This is a genomic window from Rhizobium sp. AQ_MP, assembly GCF_014237835.1.
Lineage (GTDB): Bacteria > Pseudomonadota > Alphaproteobacteria > Rhizobiales > Rhizobiaceae > Allorhizobium.
Window position 1 is genome coordinate 12,882 of the sequence record NZ_JACJVI010000009.1, and the last position, 15,246, is coordinate 28,127.

14 protein-coding genes are annotated in these 15,246 nt (G+C 62.8%); 8 read left to right on the top strand and 6 right to left on the bottom strand.

The window, feature by feature from the left end; translation table 11 throughout:
* Positions 1-19: 19 nt before the first annotated feature.
* Together H6M51_RS14250 and H6M51_RS14255 are read right to left on the bottom strand one after the other, a co-directional pair.
* Complete coding sequence (locus H6M51_RS14250; RefSeq protein ID WP_185810479.1) at positions 20-619, bottom strand: DedA family protein; 600 nt, start codon at positions 617-619, stop codon at positions 20-22.
* Positions 616-975 (bottom strand): hypothetical protein, encoded by a 360-nt coding sequence (locus H6M51_RS14255; RefSeq protein WP_185810480.1) that lies wholly within the window; start codon positions 973-975, stop codon positions 616-618. The genes H6M51_RS14250 and H6M51_RS14255 overlap by 4 nt, the downstream gene beginning before the upstream one ends.
* Before the next feature lie 98 nt (positions 976-1,073).
* Between H6M51_RS14255 and ung the strand changes: the two genes are divergently transcribed.
* The 6 genes from ung to H6M51_RS14285 all read left to right on the top strand — a co-directional run bounded on the left by ung (position 1,074) and on the right by H6M51_RS14285 (position 6,682).
* The gene (gene ung, locus H6M51_RS14260) at positions 1,074-1,766 is read left to right on the top strand and encodes a uracil-DNA glycosylase (RefSeq protein ID WP_185810481.1); all 693 of its coding nucleotides are present in this window, start codon (positions 1,074-1,076) and stop codon (positions 1,764-1,766) included.
* Positions 1,767-1,918: 152 nt separating this feature from the next.
* On the top strand, positions 1,919-3,193 hold the full coding sequence (locus H6M51_RS14265) for an FAD-binding oxidoreductase (RefSeq protein WP_185810482.1): 1,275 nt from the start codon (positions 1,919-1,921) through the stop codon (positions 3,191-3,193).
* A 111-nt stretch (positions 3,194-3,304) separates the two neighbouring features.
* Entirely contained in the window at positions 3,305-4,744 is a 1,440-nt protein-coding gene (locus H6M51_RS14270) for an aldehyde dehydrogenase family protein (RefSeq protein WP_185810483.1), read from the top strand.
* A gap of 209 nt (positions 4,745-4,953) precedes the next feature.
* Positions 4,954-5,352, top strand: coding sequence for a DUF1236 domain-containing protein (locus H6M51_RS14275; RefSeq protein WP_185810484.1), 399 nt, complete (start codon positions 4,954-4,956; stop codon positions 5,350-5,352).
* 80 nt (positions 5,353-5,432) lie between these two features.
* A complete protein-coding gene (locus H6M51_RS14280; RefSeq protein ID WP_185810485.1) occupies positions 5,433-5,807 on the top strand; it encodes a hypothetical protein in 375 nt (124 codons plus the stop codon).
* A 110-nt stretch (positions 5,808-5,917) separates the two neighbouring features.
* Positions 5,918-6,682 carry a metallophosphoesterase gene (locus H6M51_RS14285; protein WP_185810486.1) on the top strand — a complete coding sequence of 255 codons (765 nt, stop codon included), beginning with the start codon at positions 5,918-5,920 and terminating at the stop codon, positions 6,680-6,682.
* Between the two features lie 18 nt (positions 6,683-6,700).
* Here H6M51_RS14285 and H6M51_RS14290 read toward each other — a convergent pair whose 3' ends face one another.
* On the bottom strand, positions 6,701-7,600 hold the full coding sequence (locus H6M51_RS14290) for a DMT family transporter (RefSeq protein ID WP_185810487.1): 900 nt from the start codon (positions 7,598-7,600) through the stop codon (positions 6,701-6,703).
* 215 nt (positions 7,601-7,815) lie between these two features.
* On the opposite strand from H6M51_RS14290, the gene H6M51_RS14295 reads away from it, so the two are divergent.
* Positions 7,816-9,114, top strand: coding sequence for an adenylosuccinate synthase (locus H6M51_RS14295; RefSeq protein WP_185810488.1), 1,299 nt, complete (start codon positions 7,816-7,818; stop codon positions 9,112-9,114).
* Positions 9,115-9,173: 59 nt separating this feature from the next.
* Positions 9,174-11,681, top strand: a complete 2,508-nt coding sequence (locus tag H6M51_RS14300) for a hypothetical protein (RefSeq protein ID WP_185810489.1) — start codon at positions 9,174-9,176, stop codon at positions 11,679-11,681.
* A 78-nt stretch (positions 11,682-11,759) separates the two neighbouring features.
* Here H6M51_RS14300 and rpoH read toward each other — a convergent pair whose 3' ends face one another.
* The 3 genes from rpoH to H6M51_RS14315 all read right to left on the bottom strand — a co-directional run bounded on the left by rpoH (position 11,760) and on the right by H6M51_RS14315 (position 15,112).
* Positions 11,760-12,662: an RNA polymerase sigma factor RpoH gene (gene rpoH / locus H6M51_RS14305; protein WP_185810490.1), complete on the bottom strand. Its 903-nt coding sequence runs from the start codon at positions 12,660-12,662 to the stop codon at positions 11,760-11,762.
* 204 nt (positions 12,663-12,866) lie between these two features.
* Complete coding sequence (locus H6M51_RS14310) at positions 12,867-13,895, bottom strand: agmatine/peptidylarginine deiminase (protein ID WP_210314832.1); 1,029 nt, start codon at positions 13,893-13,895, stop codon at positions 12,867-12,869.
* A 188-nt stretch (positions 13,896-14,083) separates the two neighbouring features.
* Positions 14,084-15,112 carry an RluA family pseudouridine synthase gene (locus H6M51_RS14315; RefSeq protein WP_185810491.1) on the bottom strand — a complete coding sequence of 343 codons (1,029 nt, stop codon included), beginning with the start codon at positions 15,110-15,112 and terminating at the stop codon, positions 14,084-14,086.
* Positions 15,113-15,246 lie beyond the last annotated feature (134 nt).

The following is a 15,246-nucleotide window of genomic DNA, read 5'->3' on the forward strand; positions in this document are numbered from 1 at the left end:
GTGACAGTTCGGCGAAGCTTCAATCCTTGCTGGCCAGTGCCTGAAGCAGCTTGAAGCCCAGGAAGGCGGCGACGGCAGCGGCTGCAAGGAAACCGCTGATGCTGCCGCTGATCTCGGCGATCTCCGTGACACTTTCGCTGAAGCTCGCGCCCAGCCCCGTGTAGAGGATAACCCACACCGCCTCGCCCAGAATGCCTGCGAGGGTGAAGCGAAACCATGGGAAACCGGAGGCGCCGGCCATCAGGTTGAGGTAGGGTCCAAGCGGTGAGAGCAGCCACCGGGTGAGGAAAACGGCGAGATTGCCGCGCGCGTCCATTTGCTGCTCTGCCCGGTGGAGCGCCTTCAGGCGATGTGGGTTCCTCGCCACGATGGGAAGCAGACGCTGCCCTGCGATGCGCCCGAGCAGATAACCTGCCTGGTCTCCTGCAATTGCAGAGGCGAGTGCCACGGCGACCACGGTCCACAAGGTAAAGTCGCCAGCGGCGGCGAGCGCGCCCATGAGCATCATGACGATGGATGCGGGCAGGGGCGCCCCGAGACAGCTGACGCAAACGACCAGCGCCAGCAGCGACAAACCATAGGATGGCAGTGACGCAAGCAGCGTTTCAGTCAGGGTCATTGATCTGACCTTTGTCGCCGCAGTTCGGCCAGGGAGGCTTCGATTTCGGCCTTGAACTGATCGAAGCTCTGGCCGCGCTGTTCGGCTAGGCGTTCGAGCGAGGGACGAGGGCCATCCTTGGGTGGCGGTGGCAGGTTGAGGTCGCGGGCCAGCTTCTCGACAGGCACATGCCAGGAATGGGCCACATAGCCAATGGTCATCCAGGGCTTGGGTGCCAGATCCTGCCGCGCCGGGTCATTCCAATAGACCACGAAGAAGATCGTCCGTCCGGCGAAGAAGATCGCAAGCGCCATGGCCATGACAAAGGCCGAGGTGAGCACCGGGTGGCGGCGCCAGAGTTTCAGGAATGACTTCACGGTTCTCTTGTGTGCTCGCAGCGGCAGCAGGTTGACAGGGTCGGTTGCCAGGTTTCTATCGTCTTCGTGCATGTAATCGGGAATGAGGAGCAGCGGCAATGGCGGACGCGGAGGTCAGGCTCGAAGACAGCTGGAAAGCTGTGCTGGCAGACGAATTCACCCAGCCCTACATGCGCGACCTCAAGGATTTTCTGCAAAGGCAAAAGGCGGTAGGAAAGCAGATCTTTCCCAAGGGAGCCGAATACTTCAGGGCTCTCGATCTCACCCCGCTGACTGAGGTCCGTGTGGTCATTCTGGGTCAGGATCCCTATCACGGGGCCGGGCAGGCGCATGGGCTTTGCTTCAGTGTCAGGCCCGGCGTGCGCATTCCGCCCTCCCTGGTCAACATCTACAAGGAGTTGCAGAGTGACCTGGGCATTGCGCCAGCCCGACATGGCTTCCTGGAGCACTGGGCGCGCCAGGGCGTGCTGCTGCTCAATAGCGTGCTGACCGTCGAGGAGGCGCGCGCGGCCTCGCATCAGGGGCAGGGCTGGGAGCGGTTCACCGATGCGGTCATCCGGGCGGTCAACGAGGATTGCGAGCACGTGGTGTTCATGCTCTGGGGCTCATATGCGCAGAAGAAGGCCGCCTTTGTCGACAGATCGCGGCATCTTGTCCTCAAGGCGCCGCATCCATCGCCGCTTTCGGCCCATAACGGCTTCTTCGGTTGCCGTCACTTTTCGCAGGCGAATGATTATCTGGTTTCCCGATGCAGATCTGCGATCGATTGGCAGTTACCGACCGAAGCATGATAGCAGGACGCGCAGGCTTATCGTCCTGAGCTAAAGTAAGTAGCCTGTCATTCTACCACGCGTACAAATACAGCTTCACGTTTATTGTCCGGCTTCTTTTTGCCGGGCAGATTGCCTTGGTATTTCATTGATCATGTTCAGGTCTCCTTTCGATGCCATCCGCAGTTTCAATTTCGTCCCCGTGGCGACGGCCCACCTCGCCGATCGTGTGCCGCTTTGCCGATGGCCAGGTCGACCTTCTGATCATCGGAGCCGGTTATCAGGGATTGTCCACCGCCCTGCATGCCGCGCGCGCCGGGCTTTCTGTTCAGGTGATCGAGGCCGGTTCGCTTGGTGATGGGGCGTCCGGGTTGAATGGGGGCCAGGTCATTCCCGGACTGAAGCAGGACCCGGAAACCCTGCTTGCGCTGTTTGGCGAACAGGCCGGTCGAAGGCTCCTGCAGTTCTCAGCGAAAACCGCAGATGCCGTTTTCGATCTTATCGGCGCGGAAGGACTGGAGGTCGAGCATCAGCGCTCGGGCTGGATACAGGCGGCGCATACCGAGTTGGCCCTGCAGGTGGCCGTGCAGCGCAATCGTCAATGGCGCGCGCAAGGCGCCGATGTGGCGCTGCTGAACCAGGCCGATGTAGCGCTGTTGACCGGAGCCGAGGGCTATCGGGGCGGTTTTCTCGATCGCCGGGCCGGTGTCGTCAATCCTCTGGCGCTGGTGCATGAACTGGCGCGCATCGCAATTGCATCCGGTGCGGCCCTCGTGCTGAACGATGCTGCGACATCTCTGCGGAAGGATGGAGCGCTCTGGCGCGTGGAAACGCTGTCCGGCCACTCGCTGAGAGCTTCGAAGGTTCTCGTTGCGACCAATGCCTATTCGCAGGGACTGGTCCCCAACCTCGCCGAAAGCCTCGTCTGGCTAAATTCCTTTCAGATCGCGACGGAACCGCTGCCAGCCTCCTTCGACTTCATCCTGCCAAGCGGCCAGGCTGTCTCCGACAGCCGCCGGATCCTGGTCTACTATCGCCGCACGCCCGACGGGCGTCTCGTGCTCGGTGGACGGGGTCCGATGCGCGTGCCGAAAAGGACGGAGGACTGGCGACATCTGGAACGGGCCATGCATCGCCTTTTTCCCATGCTTGGCGCCGTGCGTGTCGAGCATCGCTGGTTCGGTCGTGTTGCCATGACCCGCGATGCGCTGCCGCATCTTCACGAGCCTCAGCCTGGATTGTTGATGGTGGCCGGCTGCCAAGGCCGCGGAATCGGGCTCATGGTGGGGCTTGGCGAAGCGCTGGCGCGATACTGTCGCACGGGCGAGCCTGACGATTTGCCGCTGCCGATCTCACCGCTCAAGCCTATTCCACTTCATCGGTTTCGCCGTCTTGCGGTGGCTGCGAACGTCACCTTGTACCGGGCGCTGGACGCCCTGGAACGGTGATCCGGCTATTCTGGTTGGGGATTGGCGCTTCGCTGTCCGTTGGGTGCTTGCCGTGATCGCGCAGGTGACCAATAGTGCCAAAAACAGATTTTCCACTCCGTCGGAGTTCTCATGTCCAACCATTTGAAGTTCTTCATAGACGGTGCATGGGTCGATCCGGCGGCCCCCGCTCTTCTCGACGTCATCGATCCGTCTACCGAAGAACCGTTCACGACGATTGCGATCGGAAGCCGTGCCGATGTCGACCGTGCGGTCAAGGCGGCTCGAGAAGCCTTCGCCACGTTCTCCCTGACCGACCGCGCGGAGCGCCTCGCTCTGCTTCAGCGAATCCTTGCCGTCTACAACGAACGCTTCGAAGACATCGCCCAGGCGGTCAGCCGGGAGATGGGGGCGCCGCTCACCTTTGCTCGGGACGCTCAGGCCTGGGCAGGACGGGCGCATCTGGAGGCAACGATCGCCGCCTTCAAATCATTCGAGTTCTCCGAGCAGCGTGGCACGACCCGCATCGTCAAGGAACCGATCGGCGTCTGCGCGCTGATCACCCCCTGGAACTGGCCGCTCAACCAGATTGTCTGCAAGGTGGCGCCTGCGATCGCGGCAGGCTGCACGGTGGTGCTGAAGCCGTCAGAGATCGCGCCGATTTCCGGCCTGATCTTCGCGGAGATCATGGAGGCCGCCGGGACGCCGAAGGGCGTGTTCAACCTCGTGAATGGTCGTGGCCCCGACGTTGGCCAGGTGATGGCCGGTCACCCCGACGTCGACATGGTCTCGTTCACCGGCTCGACGCGGGCCGGCATCATCGTCGCGAAAACGGCGGCCGACACAGTCAAGCGTGTGGCTCAGGAGCTCGGTGGCAAATCAGCCAATATCATCCTTCCGGATGCTGATCTCGAGACTGCAGTGCGCAAGGGTGTCGAGGGGTGTTTTGGCAATTCAGGGCAATCCTGCGATGCGCCGACGCGCATGCTGGTGCCGGCTGATCGCCACGATGAGGCGCTTCACCTCGCGCGCGCTGCCGCAGAGGCGCACAAGGTCGGCGATCCCCAAGCAGAGGATACCGTTCTCGGTCCGGTCGTGAGCGACATCCAGTACAACAAGATTCAGCGGCTGATCGAAGTCGGGATCGAAGAGGGCGCGCTTCTGGTCACCGGTGGTCCTGGGCGTCCGGATGGGTTGAACCGGGGCTATTATGTCCGGCCCACTGTCTTCGGCCATGTCAGCCCCGACATGACGATTGCGCGCGAGGAGATATTCGGGCCGGTCCTGTCGATCATGCCCTACGACACCGAAGAGCAGGCGATCGAAATTGCCAATGACACGGTTTACGGGCTTGCCGCTTATGTCCAGTCACAGGATATAGAACATGCCCGGCGCGTGGCCGCGCGGATGCGGGCGGGCTCCGTCTATCTGAACTATCCTGACTGGGACACATCCGCGCCCTTCGGTGGCTACAAGCAGTCGGGTAACGGCCGCGAATATGCCGATTGGGGCATTCACGACTTTCTCGAAATCAAGGGAATCGTCGGCTGGGGTCATAAAAAGGCTCGATGACGGCAGTCCGTGGGGTGGCGTATTGCGCGGCGCATGGGCGGCGCATTCTTGCCACTTCCAGTATTGCTTGCCAGAGACTCCACTCTTCTGCCTAAATTCCGCCTATTTTTCCAATGGCTTGCAGTCAGGGGGCCGAGCTTAAGCTTTGGAACAATTTCCCGTGAAGTCCGTTGTTTCCGTCATTGGCAGTCAACGGAAAGGATCAAGCCATGAATACGAAGATCATCGCTCTTTCAGCTCTGGTGATTGGTGCCGTCGCCACCCCCGTTCTGGCTCAGGAAGGTACTGTCACGGGCGCCGCCGGTGGTGCGGTGACGGGGGCTATTGTCGGTGGCCCCGTCGGCGCAGCCGTCGGTGGTGTCGTCGGCGCAATCGCTGGCACGGCGGTCGCGCCGCCGCCGCAGAAGGTCGTGACCTATGTCCAGGGCCAGCCGCTTCCCACCCAGCCCGTCGTCATCGAGAAGCAGGTGGTCGTCGGTGAACCCCTTCCGCAGGAAATCGTGCTGACACCGATCCCGGATGATCCGACCTACGCCTATGCCGTGGTCAACAACCAGCGCGTCATCGTCGATCCGCAGACCTATGTGGTCGTGGGCGTCGTCCAGTAAGCGCCGTCCATTCGTCTTCACAGATAACAGGGCCTGATCGTCCGCGCTGCGGCCGGTCGCCCCATTCAGGAGGAAATACCATGGACCAACGTCCCGACCCTCGCCTTGATCAGCGTCCGCACGTCACGCAGCAGACTTCCGCAGGTGGCGGTGCGACCTGGGGTATTGCCATTCTGCTGATCGTGGTAATCGCAGCTGGCGCCTTCTTCGTCTTCGGTGGCAGTGACACCGCCCAGACGCCGGCTACAACCAACACGGAAAGCAGCACACCGGCTGCGCCGCCGGCCGATGCTCCGGCGACCCCGCCGGCCGATACGGCAACACCGCCGGCCGATACCGCACCGCCCCCGCCAGCGGATCCGGCCAGCCCGCCGCCTGCTGCCGATCCGGCGCCCACGACACCGGCACCGACCGGTGGTGCCACCGGCACGCCGCCGGCGACCACCACGCCATAACCGGCCATTTCCAGCCAGCCTGAGGCCGGCCCCTTCGGGGCTGGCCTTTTTCGTGCCGATAGGCTTTTCTCTGCAAGCGTGCTGCGCGGCGGTGGGACAGGAGGCGTCCAATGGGTAATGACGGGCCGATGGGTGTCGAGACCGGCCGTGCGCCACGTCTCGCCATCGATCCCTCCGAGTATGCCGCGATCTATGCGATCGGTGACGTGCATGGCTGCCTCGATGCGCTTCTGGAGCTCGAAGACCTCATTCGCAATGACGCGACAAAGGTCGACGGGCGCAAGCTGATCGTGATGCTCGGCGATTATGTCGACCGGGGTCCCAAGTCTTCGGCGGTCTTGTATCACCTGACGGCTTCGGCACCCGCCGGCTTTGATCGTGTCTGTCTACGCGGCAATCACGACGATGCCTTTCTCGCCTTCATCGAAGCTGATCCCTCCGGAGACTGGGTGCTCGATCATGGCGCCGACACGACATTTGCGTCCTATGGAGTGGATGTGCAGAACTTTGGACCGGGCGTGAACCGGCATCTCCTCCGCGAGGCACTCCGTGCTGCCATTCCCGCCAGTCATCTCGAGTTTCTCCAAACGCTTCCGGTGCTGTTGACGATCGGCAGCGACATCTTTGCGCATGCCGGCATCCGGCCGGGGCGTCCGCTCTCGGAGCAAACGGACGACGACCTGATGTGGATACGTCGTTCCTTTCTCGACCTGGGGCCCGGTTTGCCGGTCCGCGTCTTCCACGGTCATACGCCGATGCGCGAGGCCCATGTCGGACCGGATAGGGTCAGTCTGGACACGCATTGCTATCGCACCGGGCGCCTGACGGCCGCGCGGCTGCAGGCCGGCGCGGTGAAGATCCTTTCTGTCGGCTGATACTGAGGGCCCGGACGATCAGGGTTTCGGCTTGTCTGCCGCTGGCTTGCCCCATTCGGCAATTGCGATCCCGCCGAGGACGAGAACCAGTGCCACGACGTGGAAAACCTCCAGTTGCTCGCCCAGGATGGTGATCGACAGCAACGTTCCAAAAACCGGGACGAGATTGATGAAGAGGCCTGCGCGGTTGGCACCTATACCTTCCACGCCCTTGATGTAGAGAATCTGCGAGATCAGCGAGGGGAAGAGGCCGGCGTAGAGTATGATGAGCCAGCCTTGCGTGTCCGGGAGGATGAGCTCGCCGCGGCCAGATTCCCACCATAGAAGCGGAAGGCAGGTGATGGCGGCGGCAAGCGCCGGCACGGCCATCAGACTCTTCCAGTGAACCGGGGGCTTCCAGCGGAGCGAGACCGTGTAAATCGCATAGGAGATGCCGGCAAACAGCATCAGCAGATCGCCGTAGTTGAGCGTCAATGTCAGCAGGGTCTGGAGGTCGCCGTGGGATGCGGTGACGGCAGCGCCGACAAAGCTGATCAGGAAGCCGAGGATCTGGATGGCGGATACCGCGATGCGAAACAGCAGGAAGTTTATGACGAAGATCAGGACGGGGATCGCGCCCTGTTCAATCGCGCCGTTGACGGCGCTCGTATATTTGAGGGCCGTATAGAGGAACCCGTTGAAAGCCGCGTAGCCGACTGCGCCGTAGAAGACCAGGAGCTTCCAGTTTGCCCTGAGGACGGGCCAGTCCTTGCGGATCTGCGGGATGGAGATGGCGGCGATGACAATGGTGGCAAGCGCCCAGCGGCCGAAACTCAGCACCATCGGGCTGACATGGCCGAGCGCCAGCTTGCCGGCAATCGTGTTGCCGCCCCAGAGCAGCGTGGTGATGACGAGAAAGGCATAAGCGCGAATGGGCAAAGGCATCTCTTCCCTGCATGCAGGCGCCATGTGACGAAACTTGCTCCCCCCGGTCCGTCACGGCGCGAATTGCCTTCGAAATAGGCGAGGGGGCATGCTTTGTCACGTAAAAAGCCAAATCGCCCGTCAAGACGGGTCGATTTCCCAAAAACAACACAGTATAGATGCGCGGGTTTGGGTGGGCGCAGGTGGTGCGCAATATACAGGATTATGTGATGACGAATGTCGTGGTGATTGGTTCGCAATGGGGTGACGAGGGCAAGGGCAAGATTGTCGACTGGCTCTCCGAACGTGCGGACATCGTGGTCCGCTTCCAGGGCGGACACAATGCCGGCCACACGCTCGTCATCGACGGCGTTTCCTACAAGCTGTCGCTTCTTCCGTCGGGCGTCGTGCGTCCCGGCAAGAAGGCCGTCATCGGCAACGGCGTGGTCGTCGATCCGCATGCGCTGATCGCTGAGATCGGCCGTCTGAAGGACCAGGGCGTGGACGTCACGCCCGAGAACCTGCGGATCGCCGAAAATGCGACACTGATTCTCTCGCTGCACCGCGAGCTCGACGGCATGCGCGAAGATGCAGCTTCCAACAGCGGCACAAAGATCGGCACCACCCGTCGCGGCATCGGCCCGGCCTATGAAGACAAGGTCGGCCGTCGCGCGATCCGCGTGATGGATCTTGCCGATCTCGATGCGCTGGACGGAAAGGTCGAGCGGATCCTGACGCACCACAACGCGCTGCGTCGCGGTTTTGGCGTGGCGGAAATCCAACACAAGACGATCATGGACGAACTGACCTCGATCGCCGATCGCGTGCTGCCGTTCATGGATTCGGTCTGGGTGCTGCTCGACAAGGAGCGCCGCAAGGGCTCGCGCATTCTGTTCGAAGGCGCCCAAGGGTCGCTTCTCGACATCGACCACGGCACCTATCCTTTTGTTACCTCGTCGAACACGGTGGCTGGTCAGGCCGCTGCCGGTTCCGGCATGGGCCCGGGTTCGCTCGGCTATATTCTCGGGATCACCAAAGCCTACACGACACGCGTTGGCGAGGGTCCTTTCCCGACCGAATTGCATGACGAGATCGGCCAGTTCCTCGGCGAGAAGGGGCATGAATTCGGCACCGTGACGGGCCGCAAGCGCCGTTGTGGCTGGTTCGATGCAGCGCTGGTGCGCCAGTCGGTCGCCACCAATGGAATCACCGGCATTGCGCTCACCAAACTCGACGTTCTCGACGGTCTGGAAGAGCTCAAGATCTGTGTCGGCTACAAGCTCGACGGCCAGGAAATCGACTATCTTCCGGCCGCCCAAGCCGCCCAAGCGCGAGTCGAGCCGATCTACATCACGCTCGAAGGATGGAAAGAATCAACCGTAGGGGCCCGGAAATGGGCCGATTTACCGGCTCAGGCGATCAAATATGTCCGTCAGGTGGAGGAACTGATCGGTGCGCCGGTCGCCCTCCTGTCGACAAGTCCGGAACGGGACGACACCATACTTGTGACGGACCCCTTCGAGGATTAATCTAGGATTTTATTGAAATTTTGCCGGCGCGGCGGGCCGGCTCTCAAGAGAAAGTGCTGATGGCTGACTTTATCGCTGTGATTCGACGGGCCGTGGACGGCCTGTCGAACAATACTCCGGAGATGCGCGCGCGGGTCTATGAAAAGGCTCGCGCCGCTGTCGTTCGGCAGCTTGAGAACATGTCACCCCGCCCGCCCGAGCATATGCTGCAGCGTCAGCTGGACAAGCTCGATCAGGCTATCCGTGAGGTCGAGGCGGAACATGCGGACGCCCTTCCGCCGCTCGATCAGGAGCCGCAGGTGGCGGCGGTGCCGGTCGCTGCTCCCGTGACTGCGGCAACCGCTGCTGTAGCGCATCCGGCCTGGACGGAGCCTGAACCTGAAACGGTCGCTGAGGCTCAGCCCGTTCAGGATCGTGGCATGTTCGGGCAGGAAGCGGCTGACGAGGCGGTGTCCACAGACGAACCGGTCGAGCCCGCACCGGCGGTAACAGGCGATGATTGGGCCGATGCCCATATGGCGGAGCCGGCTGTCCCCGTCGCGACCGACGAGCCGGTCGTCGACCAGCCGGTCGCCGATGAGCCGCCCGCCGTGGTCGAGGAGCCGACCGCCGAGCCTGCCATAGAGACCGTTCAAGCAGATACCGATTCCTGGTCCACAGAGCCGTCTTTCGGACGCGACGAGCACGAAGCCGTCTATGCCGGTCTTTACGACAGCCCGGTCCATGAACCTGTAGCGCCGGAGCCGGTCAGCGTTTCCGAGCCGGAGGCTCCGGCCAAGCCTCAAGTGGAACCGGATATTGCAGCCGCGCCTTACGTCGATGCGCCGACGGCCGAGGAGACCTGGTCGCGCGATGAGGAGCCCCATGCCGTCGCTCCCGGCTGGGAGACTGTCACGCCTCTCGAGACTTTGCCGGTAACGACCGATCCGACCTTTGGCGAGCCCGTGCAAGTCGAAGCCGATCGGCCTTCCGAGCCACCGCAGGCCGGTATCCGGGTCGATTCGGTCGAAGACTGGCTGCAGAGCCGCGCGCTCGATCCTGTCCCGGTCATTCCCGCCGCCAGCTGGGACTTGCCAGCCGCGACCGAGACTGCGGCAAACCGGGTTCCGGAATTGCCGGAAATTGACACCGGACCGGCGTCGGCCTCCTACACGCCGACCGATGAGTTTCCTGCCTATGTCGAGCCTCTGCATGTCGAGGCCAGCCGCGACTACGTTACGCCGGAAGGCCTGAGCCTGCCTGACGCCGACCCTACGGTGGTGGGCAAACTCACCTCGACGCCCGCGACACCGGCCATCGATGCCGACGACTTCAGCCAGTGGTTCCAGGAGCATGTTGATCAAGGTGGCAAGGACAGCGGCGCTGCCGGGTCTGCTTCTGCGGCTGCTGCTCCCGCCCCTGGTTCCGAGTGGGACGAGCACGTAGACAGCTTTGCGCCGAGCGCCAAGGGCGCGCAGGTCGAGATGGCATCCCAGCCCGACGGTATGGAAGCGCTCGTCAGCGGATATGGGCAGCAACCCGCCTATCGCCTTGAACCGAAGAAGCGTCGCAACTTCGCGCCCGTCATCATCGGTGCGCTGGTGCTTGCGGTCCTGGGCGGCGCAGGTTACCTCGCCTGGAGCATGCGCGACCAGATCGGCAGCATGGTGGCCAACCTGACCGGGGAGATTGCGCCCGCAGAGCCGACGGCACAGACGCCAACGGCGCAGACGACGCCTGCGGCGACCGAGCCTGCGGCCGAAACGGCGGCCGCTCCGGAAGTGGCCACTCCGCCTGCCGATGGTTCCACTGCCACCCAGAAGTTCACCCAGCGTCTGCGCCCGGATGGAACGGAAGTGGACGAAGGCGTCGGTTCTGCGCCGATCGATGGTGCGCCGGCCGAGGGTCGTTCCGTATCTGCTCAGACCGTGGCTTCCACGGTTGAGCCTACCGATCCGCCGGCGGCAACCAGTGGTGCAGCTGCCACGCAGGCGCCTGGAACGGCTGCCAATACCGCCGCAGTTGCCGGCGGCGAAAAGCTCTTCCTATACGAGGAGCGCATTGGCCAGGCGACACCGGTGGCCGTGCCCGGTTCGATCACCTGGACGGCGGTCCGGGAAAATGGTGCCGACGGGCGTCCCGACCCGCAGATCCAGGGGCGGATCAATGTTCCCGAGCGGGGCATCTCGGCGCTGCTCACCTTCAAGCGCAACACCGACAACTCGTTGCCGGCGAGCCACATCATTGAAGTGGTGTTCTCCGTTCCTGCGGATTTCGAGGGGGGTGCGGTTGAGAACCTGCAGCGCATCGCGATGAAGCGCACCGAACAGGATCGCGGCGATCCGCTGGTGGCCGTCACCGCCAAGGTCACTGACGATACCTATCTCGTGGCGCTCAATGATTTCGAGGATGTGGTCAAGCGCAACATGGAGCTTCTCTCCACCCGTGCCTGGATCGATATTCCCGTCACCTACCGCAACGGTCGTCGTGCGCTGATCACGCTGGACAAGGGAACCACGGGGACGAATGTCTTCGACCAGGTGATCCGTGAATGGGCCGCGCTCGCGCCCGCCGCGCCGGCCAACTGAGGCTGAGACCAGACAAAAGAAAACCGGGTGTGGCGACACACCCGGTTTTTTGTTGGCTTCACGCCGGATGGGGTGGCCTCAGGCCTCCACGACCCGCAATGCCTTTGCGCGTTCCATGGCGTCCTTCTGAACGGCTTCCTGGACCTTTTCAAAGGCGCGGACCTCGATCTGGCGGACGCGTTCGCGGCTGATGTCGAACTCGGCGGAGAGCTCTTCCAGCGTGACCGGATCGTCGGCCAGGCGACGCGCTTCAAAGATGCGGCGTTCGCGGTCGTTCAGGACAGCCATCGCCCGCTTCAGCATGCTGCGACGGGTCTCCAGTTCGTCCTGCTCGATCAAAACCTCTTCCTGGCTGTCGTGGTCGTCGACGAGCCAGTCCTGCCACTGGCCGCTCTCGCCTTCGGAGGCGCGCAGCGGGGCGTTCAGCGAGGCGTCGCCGGAGAGGCGGCGGTTCATCGAGATGACCTCCTCCTCCGAGACATTCAGCTTGGTGGCGATTTCGGTCACCTGATCGGGCTTCAGGTCGCCTTCTTCGATCGCCTGGATCTTGCCCTTGAGGCGACGCAGGTTGAAGAACAGGCGCTTCTGATTGGCGGTCGTGCCCATCTTTACCAGCGACCAGGAGCGCAGGATGTATTCCTGGATCGAGGCCTTGATCCACCACATGGCGTAGGTGGCCAAGCGGAAGCCGCGTTCGGGATCAAACTTCTTGACGGCCTGCATCAGGCCGACATTGCCTTCGGACACCACTTCGCCGATCGGCAGGCCATAGCCGCGGTAACCCATGGCGATCTTCGCCACGAGGCGCAGATGGCTGGTCACGAGCCTGTGGGCTGCGTCACGATCGGCATGCTCGGCATAACGCTTGGCGAGCATGTATTCTTCCTGCGGTTCCAGCATCGGGAACTTGCGGATTTCATCGAGATAACGATTGAGGCCGGCTTCACCGGCAGTGATGGTTGGCAGCGTGTTGCGGGCCATATAGCACCCCTTTTTCCTTCTGGGCTCCCAAGCAGACGGCGAGCCCGATCTCCGTGGATCTCATTTCCCCACAGAAATCCTCTTGACAGATAAGTATGGCAAAACGGCGATACAAGATTTGCGTTCCCTCACGAGGCCGTGACGGAGTGTCAACGCCTGAGCGACGCCGCAGGGGCCGCAAGAAACGCCGGCCGCACGATGTGCTTAGCGAGCTTCGGTCGGAGAGGGCTGTTGCTGCGTGATGCAGTGGACGCCGCCGCCGCGCGCGAAAATGGGGCGGGAATCGACGCTGACCACGCGGCGGCCGGGATAGGCCTCTTCCAGAATGGCGCACGCAGCTGCATCGGCCTTCTCGTCACCGAAACCGCATGCGATGACACCACCATTGACCGCCAGGTGATTGACATAGCTGTAGTCGACGAAGCCGTCTTCATCCCTGATCGCAGCTGGCGCGTCGAGGTCGAGAATACGCCATGTGCGGCCCGACGCGTCCGTCGTCTGGGCGAGAAAGTCACGCAGGTCCCGCATAACGGCATGGTCCGGATGGTCGGGATTGGCTTGCCGATGCAGGAGCAATGTGCCCGGTGCGGCAATCGTTGCGACGATGTCCACATGACCCGATGTACCAAAGGGCTCATAGTCACGGGTGAGGCCTCGCGGCAACCAGATGACCTTGGTGGCTCCGATCGTGCGCGCGAGCTCGGCTTCGACGCGAGACTTGTCAGCGAAGGGGTTGCGACGGGGATCAAGCTGGACAGTCTCGGTCACCAGAACTGTTCCCTCACCGTCGACATGGATCCCGCCGCCTTCATTGACGAGCAGGCTCGACACGAGCTCGGCGCCGCTATGGCTTGCGATCATCCGGGCGATCTCGGCCGACTGCTTCCATTGCGCCCAGGCGTGGTCGCCCCAGCCATTGAAGACCCAGTCGACTGCACCCAGCACGGTAGGGCGCGCGTCATCCAGCACGAAGGTGGGGCCTAAATCGCGCATCCAGAATTCATCCAGTGGCATCTCGACCAACTCGACATGGCTGCCGAGCATACGGCGGGCGCGCTGCCGCTCGGAGGGGTCGACAACCATTGTGACGGGCTCGAATTCGGCGATGCTGTGCGCGACGGCCGTCCAGGCCTGATAGCCGGTCTCCTTCCAGGCCTCGCCACTGCCGAGCGTCGTGCCCTCCCTTGGAAAGGCCATCCAGGTGCGATCATGGGGCGCAGTTTCAGATGGCATTCGCCAGCTCATCACATAATCCTTCTGCATGCTCTTTCGTTCGTGGCTTTATCTGTCAGTCAACAGCAGTGGCAAAGCCGAGACAAGGTGCGAAACGACAGGCGGGAAACGCCAGCCTTTTCCTCAATGTTGTGGCCTGTGCCCGCTGAGATACATGGACCCTCGGCCCCGCAAGGGGTGGAACGCTCTTACATCCCCTTCAAGGCATCGATCACCTTTTGCAGGTCGGCCGGGATCGGTGCTTCAAAGCGCATGGTCTTCCCCGTGGCCGGGTGTTCGAAGGCGAGCAGATAGGCGTGCAGGGCCTGACGATGGAACTTGTTGACGGCGCGCTTGGCGTCTTCGGGCAGGAGATTGGCCTTGGTCTTGAAGGCGGCGCCATATTCCTGGTCGCCGATCAGGGGATTGCCGATATGGGCCATGTGGACGCGGATCTGGTGCGTGCGGCCGGTTTCCAGCCGGCACTCGACCAGCGACGCGAGGCAGGTGGCGTCGGGCTTTTCGCCGTAACGTTCGAGCACGGTGTAGTGGGTGATGGCCTCCCGGGCGTCGTCGGTGTCCTCGCGCTTGACCGTGCGCTTGGTGCGGTCGGCGCCAGAACGGCCAAGGGCTGCATCGATCGTCCCGGCCAGCGTGCGCGGGCGGCCCCAGACGATGGCGCGATAGGCGCGTTCCAATGGGCCTGTGCGGCCATGGTCGGCAAACTGGTCGGCGAGGTGACGGTGGGCGATGTCGTTCTTGGCAACGACCATCACGCCCGACGTGTCCTTGTCGAGGCGGTGGACGATGCCCGGGCGCTTGACTCCACCGATGCCCGACAGGCTGTCGCCGCAGTGGTAGATCAGCGCATTGACCAGCGTGCCATTCCAGTTGCCCGCACCCGGATGCACGACGAGGCCGGGAGGCTTCGCAATCACGATCAGGTCCTTGTCCTCGTAGAGAACGTCGAGCGGGATGTTCTCGCCCTTTGGCTGCGGATCCTCGGGTTCCGGCAGATCGACAACAACGGTGTCGCCCGGCTTGATCTTGCGGTTCGGGCTGTCCAGCAGATTGCCGTTCAGCTGCACCGCGCCCTGTTCGATCAGCGCCTTGACCCGGTTGCGGGAAAACTCCTGCCCGAGGGCGGCCGTCAGCCAGGCATCGATGCGGCCCTCGGCATCATCCTCGGCAATCAGCTCTTTCCTTGATGCGGCGGCTTCGTTAAAGGGTTCGGTCATCATGTCATCCCGTCATACGGCGGCCGGGGCTTTGGCCTTTGTCGCTGCCATTTGGCACAGACCGGGGTTTTCGACAATCGACTGCCGGTCCGCCCGGCCACTTTATCCGGCTCGTTCGCGCCGGTGGAAGCGTC

Excerpts from the sequence above, each read along its gene's own strand:
- H6M51_RS14265 (WP_185810482.1), top strand. The coding sequence starts at position 1,919 with ATGCCATCCGCAGTTTCAATTTCGTCCCCGTGGCGACGGCCCACCTCG.
- H6M51_RS14315 (WP_185810491.1), bottom strand. The coding sequence starts at position 15,112 with ATGACCGAACCCTTTAACGAAGCCGCCGCATCAAGGAAAGAGCTGATT.
- H6M51_RS14310 (WP_210314832.1), bottom strand. The coding sequence starts at position 13,895 with ATGCCATCTGAAACTGCGCCCCATGATCGCACCTGGATGGCCTTTCCA.
- ung (WP_185810481.1), top strand. The coding sequence starts at position 1,074 with ATGGCGGACGCGGAGGTCAGGCTCGAAGACAGCTGGAAAGCTGTGCTG.
- H6M51_RS14285 (WP_185810486.1), top strand. The coding sequence starts at position 5,918 with ATGGGTAATGACGGGCCGATGGGTGTCGAGACCGGCCGTGCGCCACGT.
- H6M51_RS14270 (WP_185810483.1), top strand. The coding sequence starts at position 3,305 with ATGTCCAACCATTTGAAGTTCTTCATAGACGGTGCATGGGTCGATCCG.
- H6M51_RS14275 (WP_185810484.1), top strand. The coding sequence starts at position 4,954 with ATGAATACGAAGATCATCGCTCTTTCAGCTCTGGTGATTGGTGCCGTC.
- rpoH (WP_185810490.1), bottom strand. The coding sequence starts at position 12,662 with ATGGCCCGCAACACGCTGCCAACCATCACTGCCGGTGAAGCCGGCCTC.
- H6M51_RS14280 (WP_185810485.1), top strand. The coding sequence starts at position 5,433 with ATGGACCAACGTCCCGACCCTCGCCTTGATCAGCGTCCGCACGTCACG.
- H6M51_RS14300 (WP_185810489.1), top strand. The coding sequence starts at position 9,174 with ATGGCTGACTTTATCGCTGTGATTCGACGGGCCGTGGACGGCCTGTCG.
- H6M51_RS14295 (WP_185810488.1), top strand. The coding sequence starts at position 7,816 with ATGACGAATGTCGTGGTGATTGGTTCGCAATGGGGTGACGAGGGCAAG.
- H6M51_RS14250 (WP_185810479.1), bottom strand. The coding sequence starts at position 619 with ATGACCCTGACTGAAACGCTGCTTGCGTCACTGCCATCCTATGGTTTG.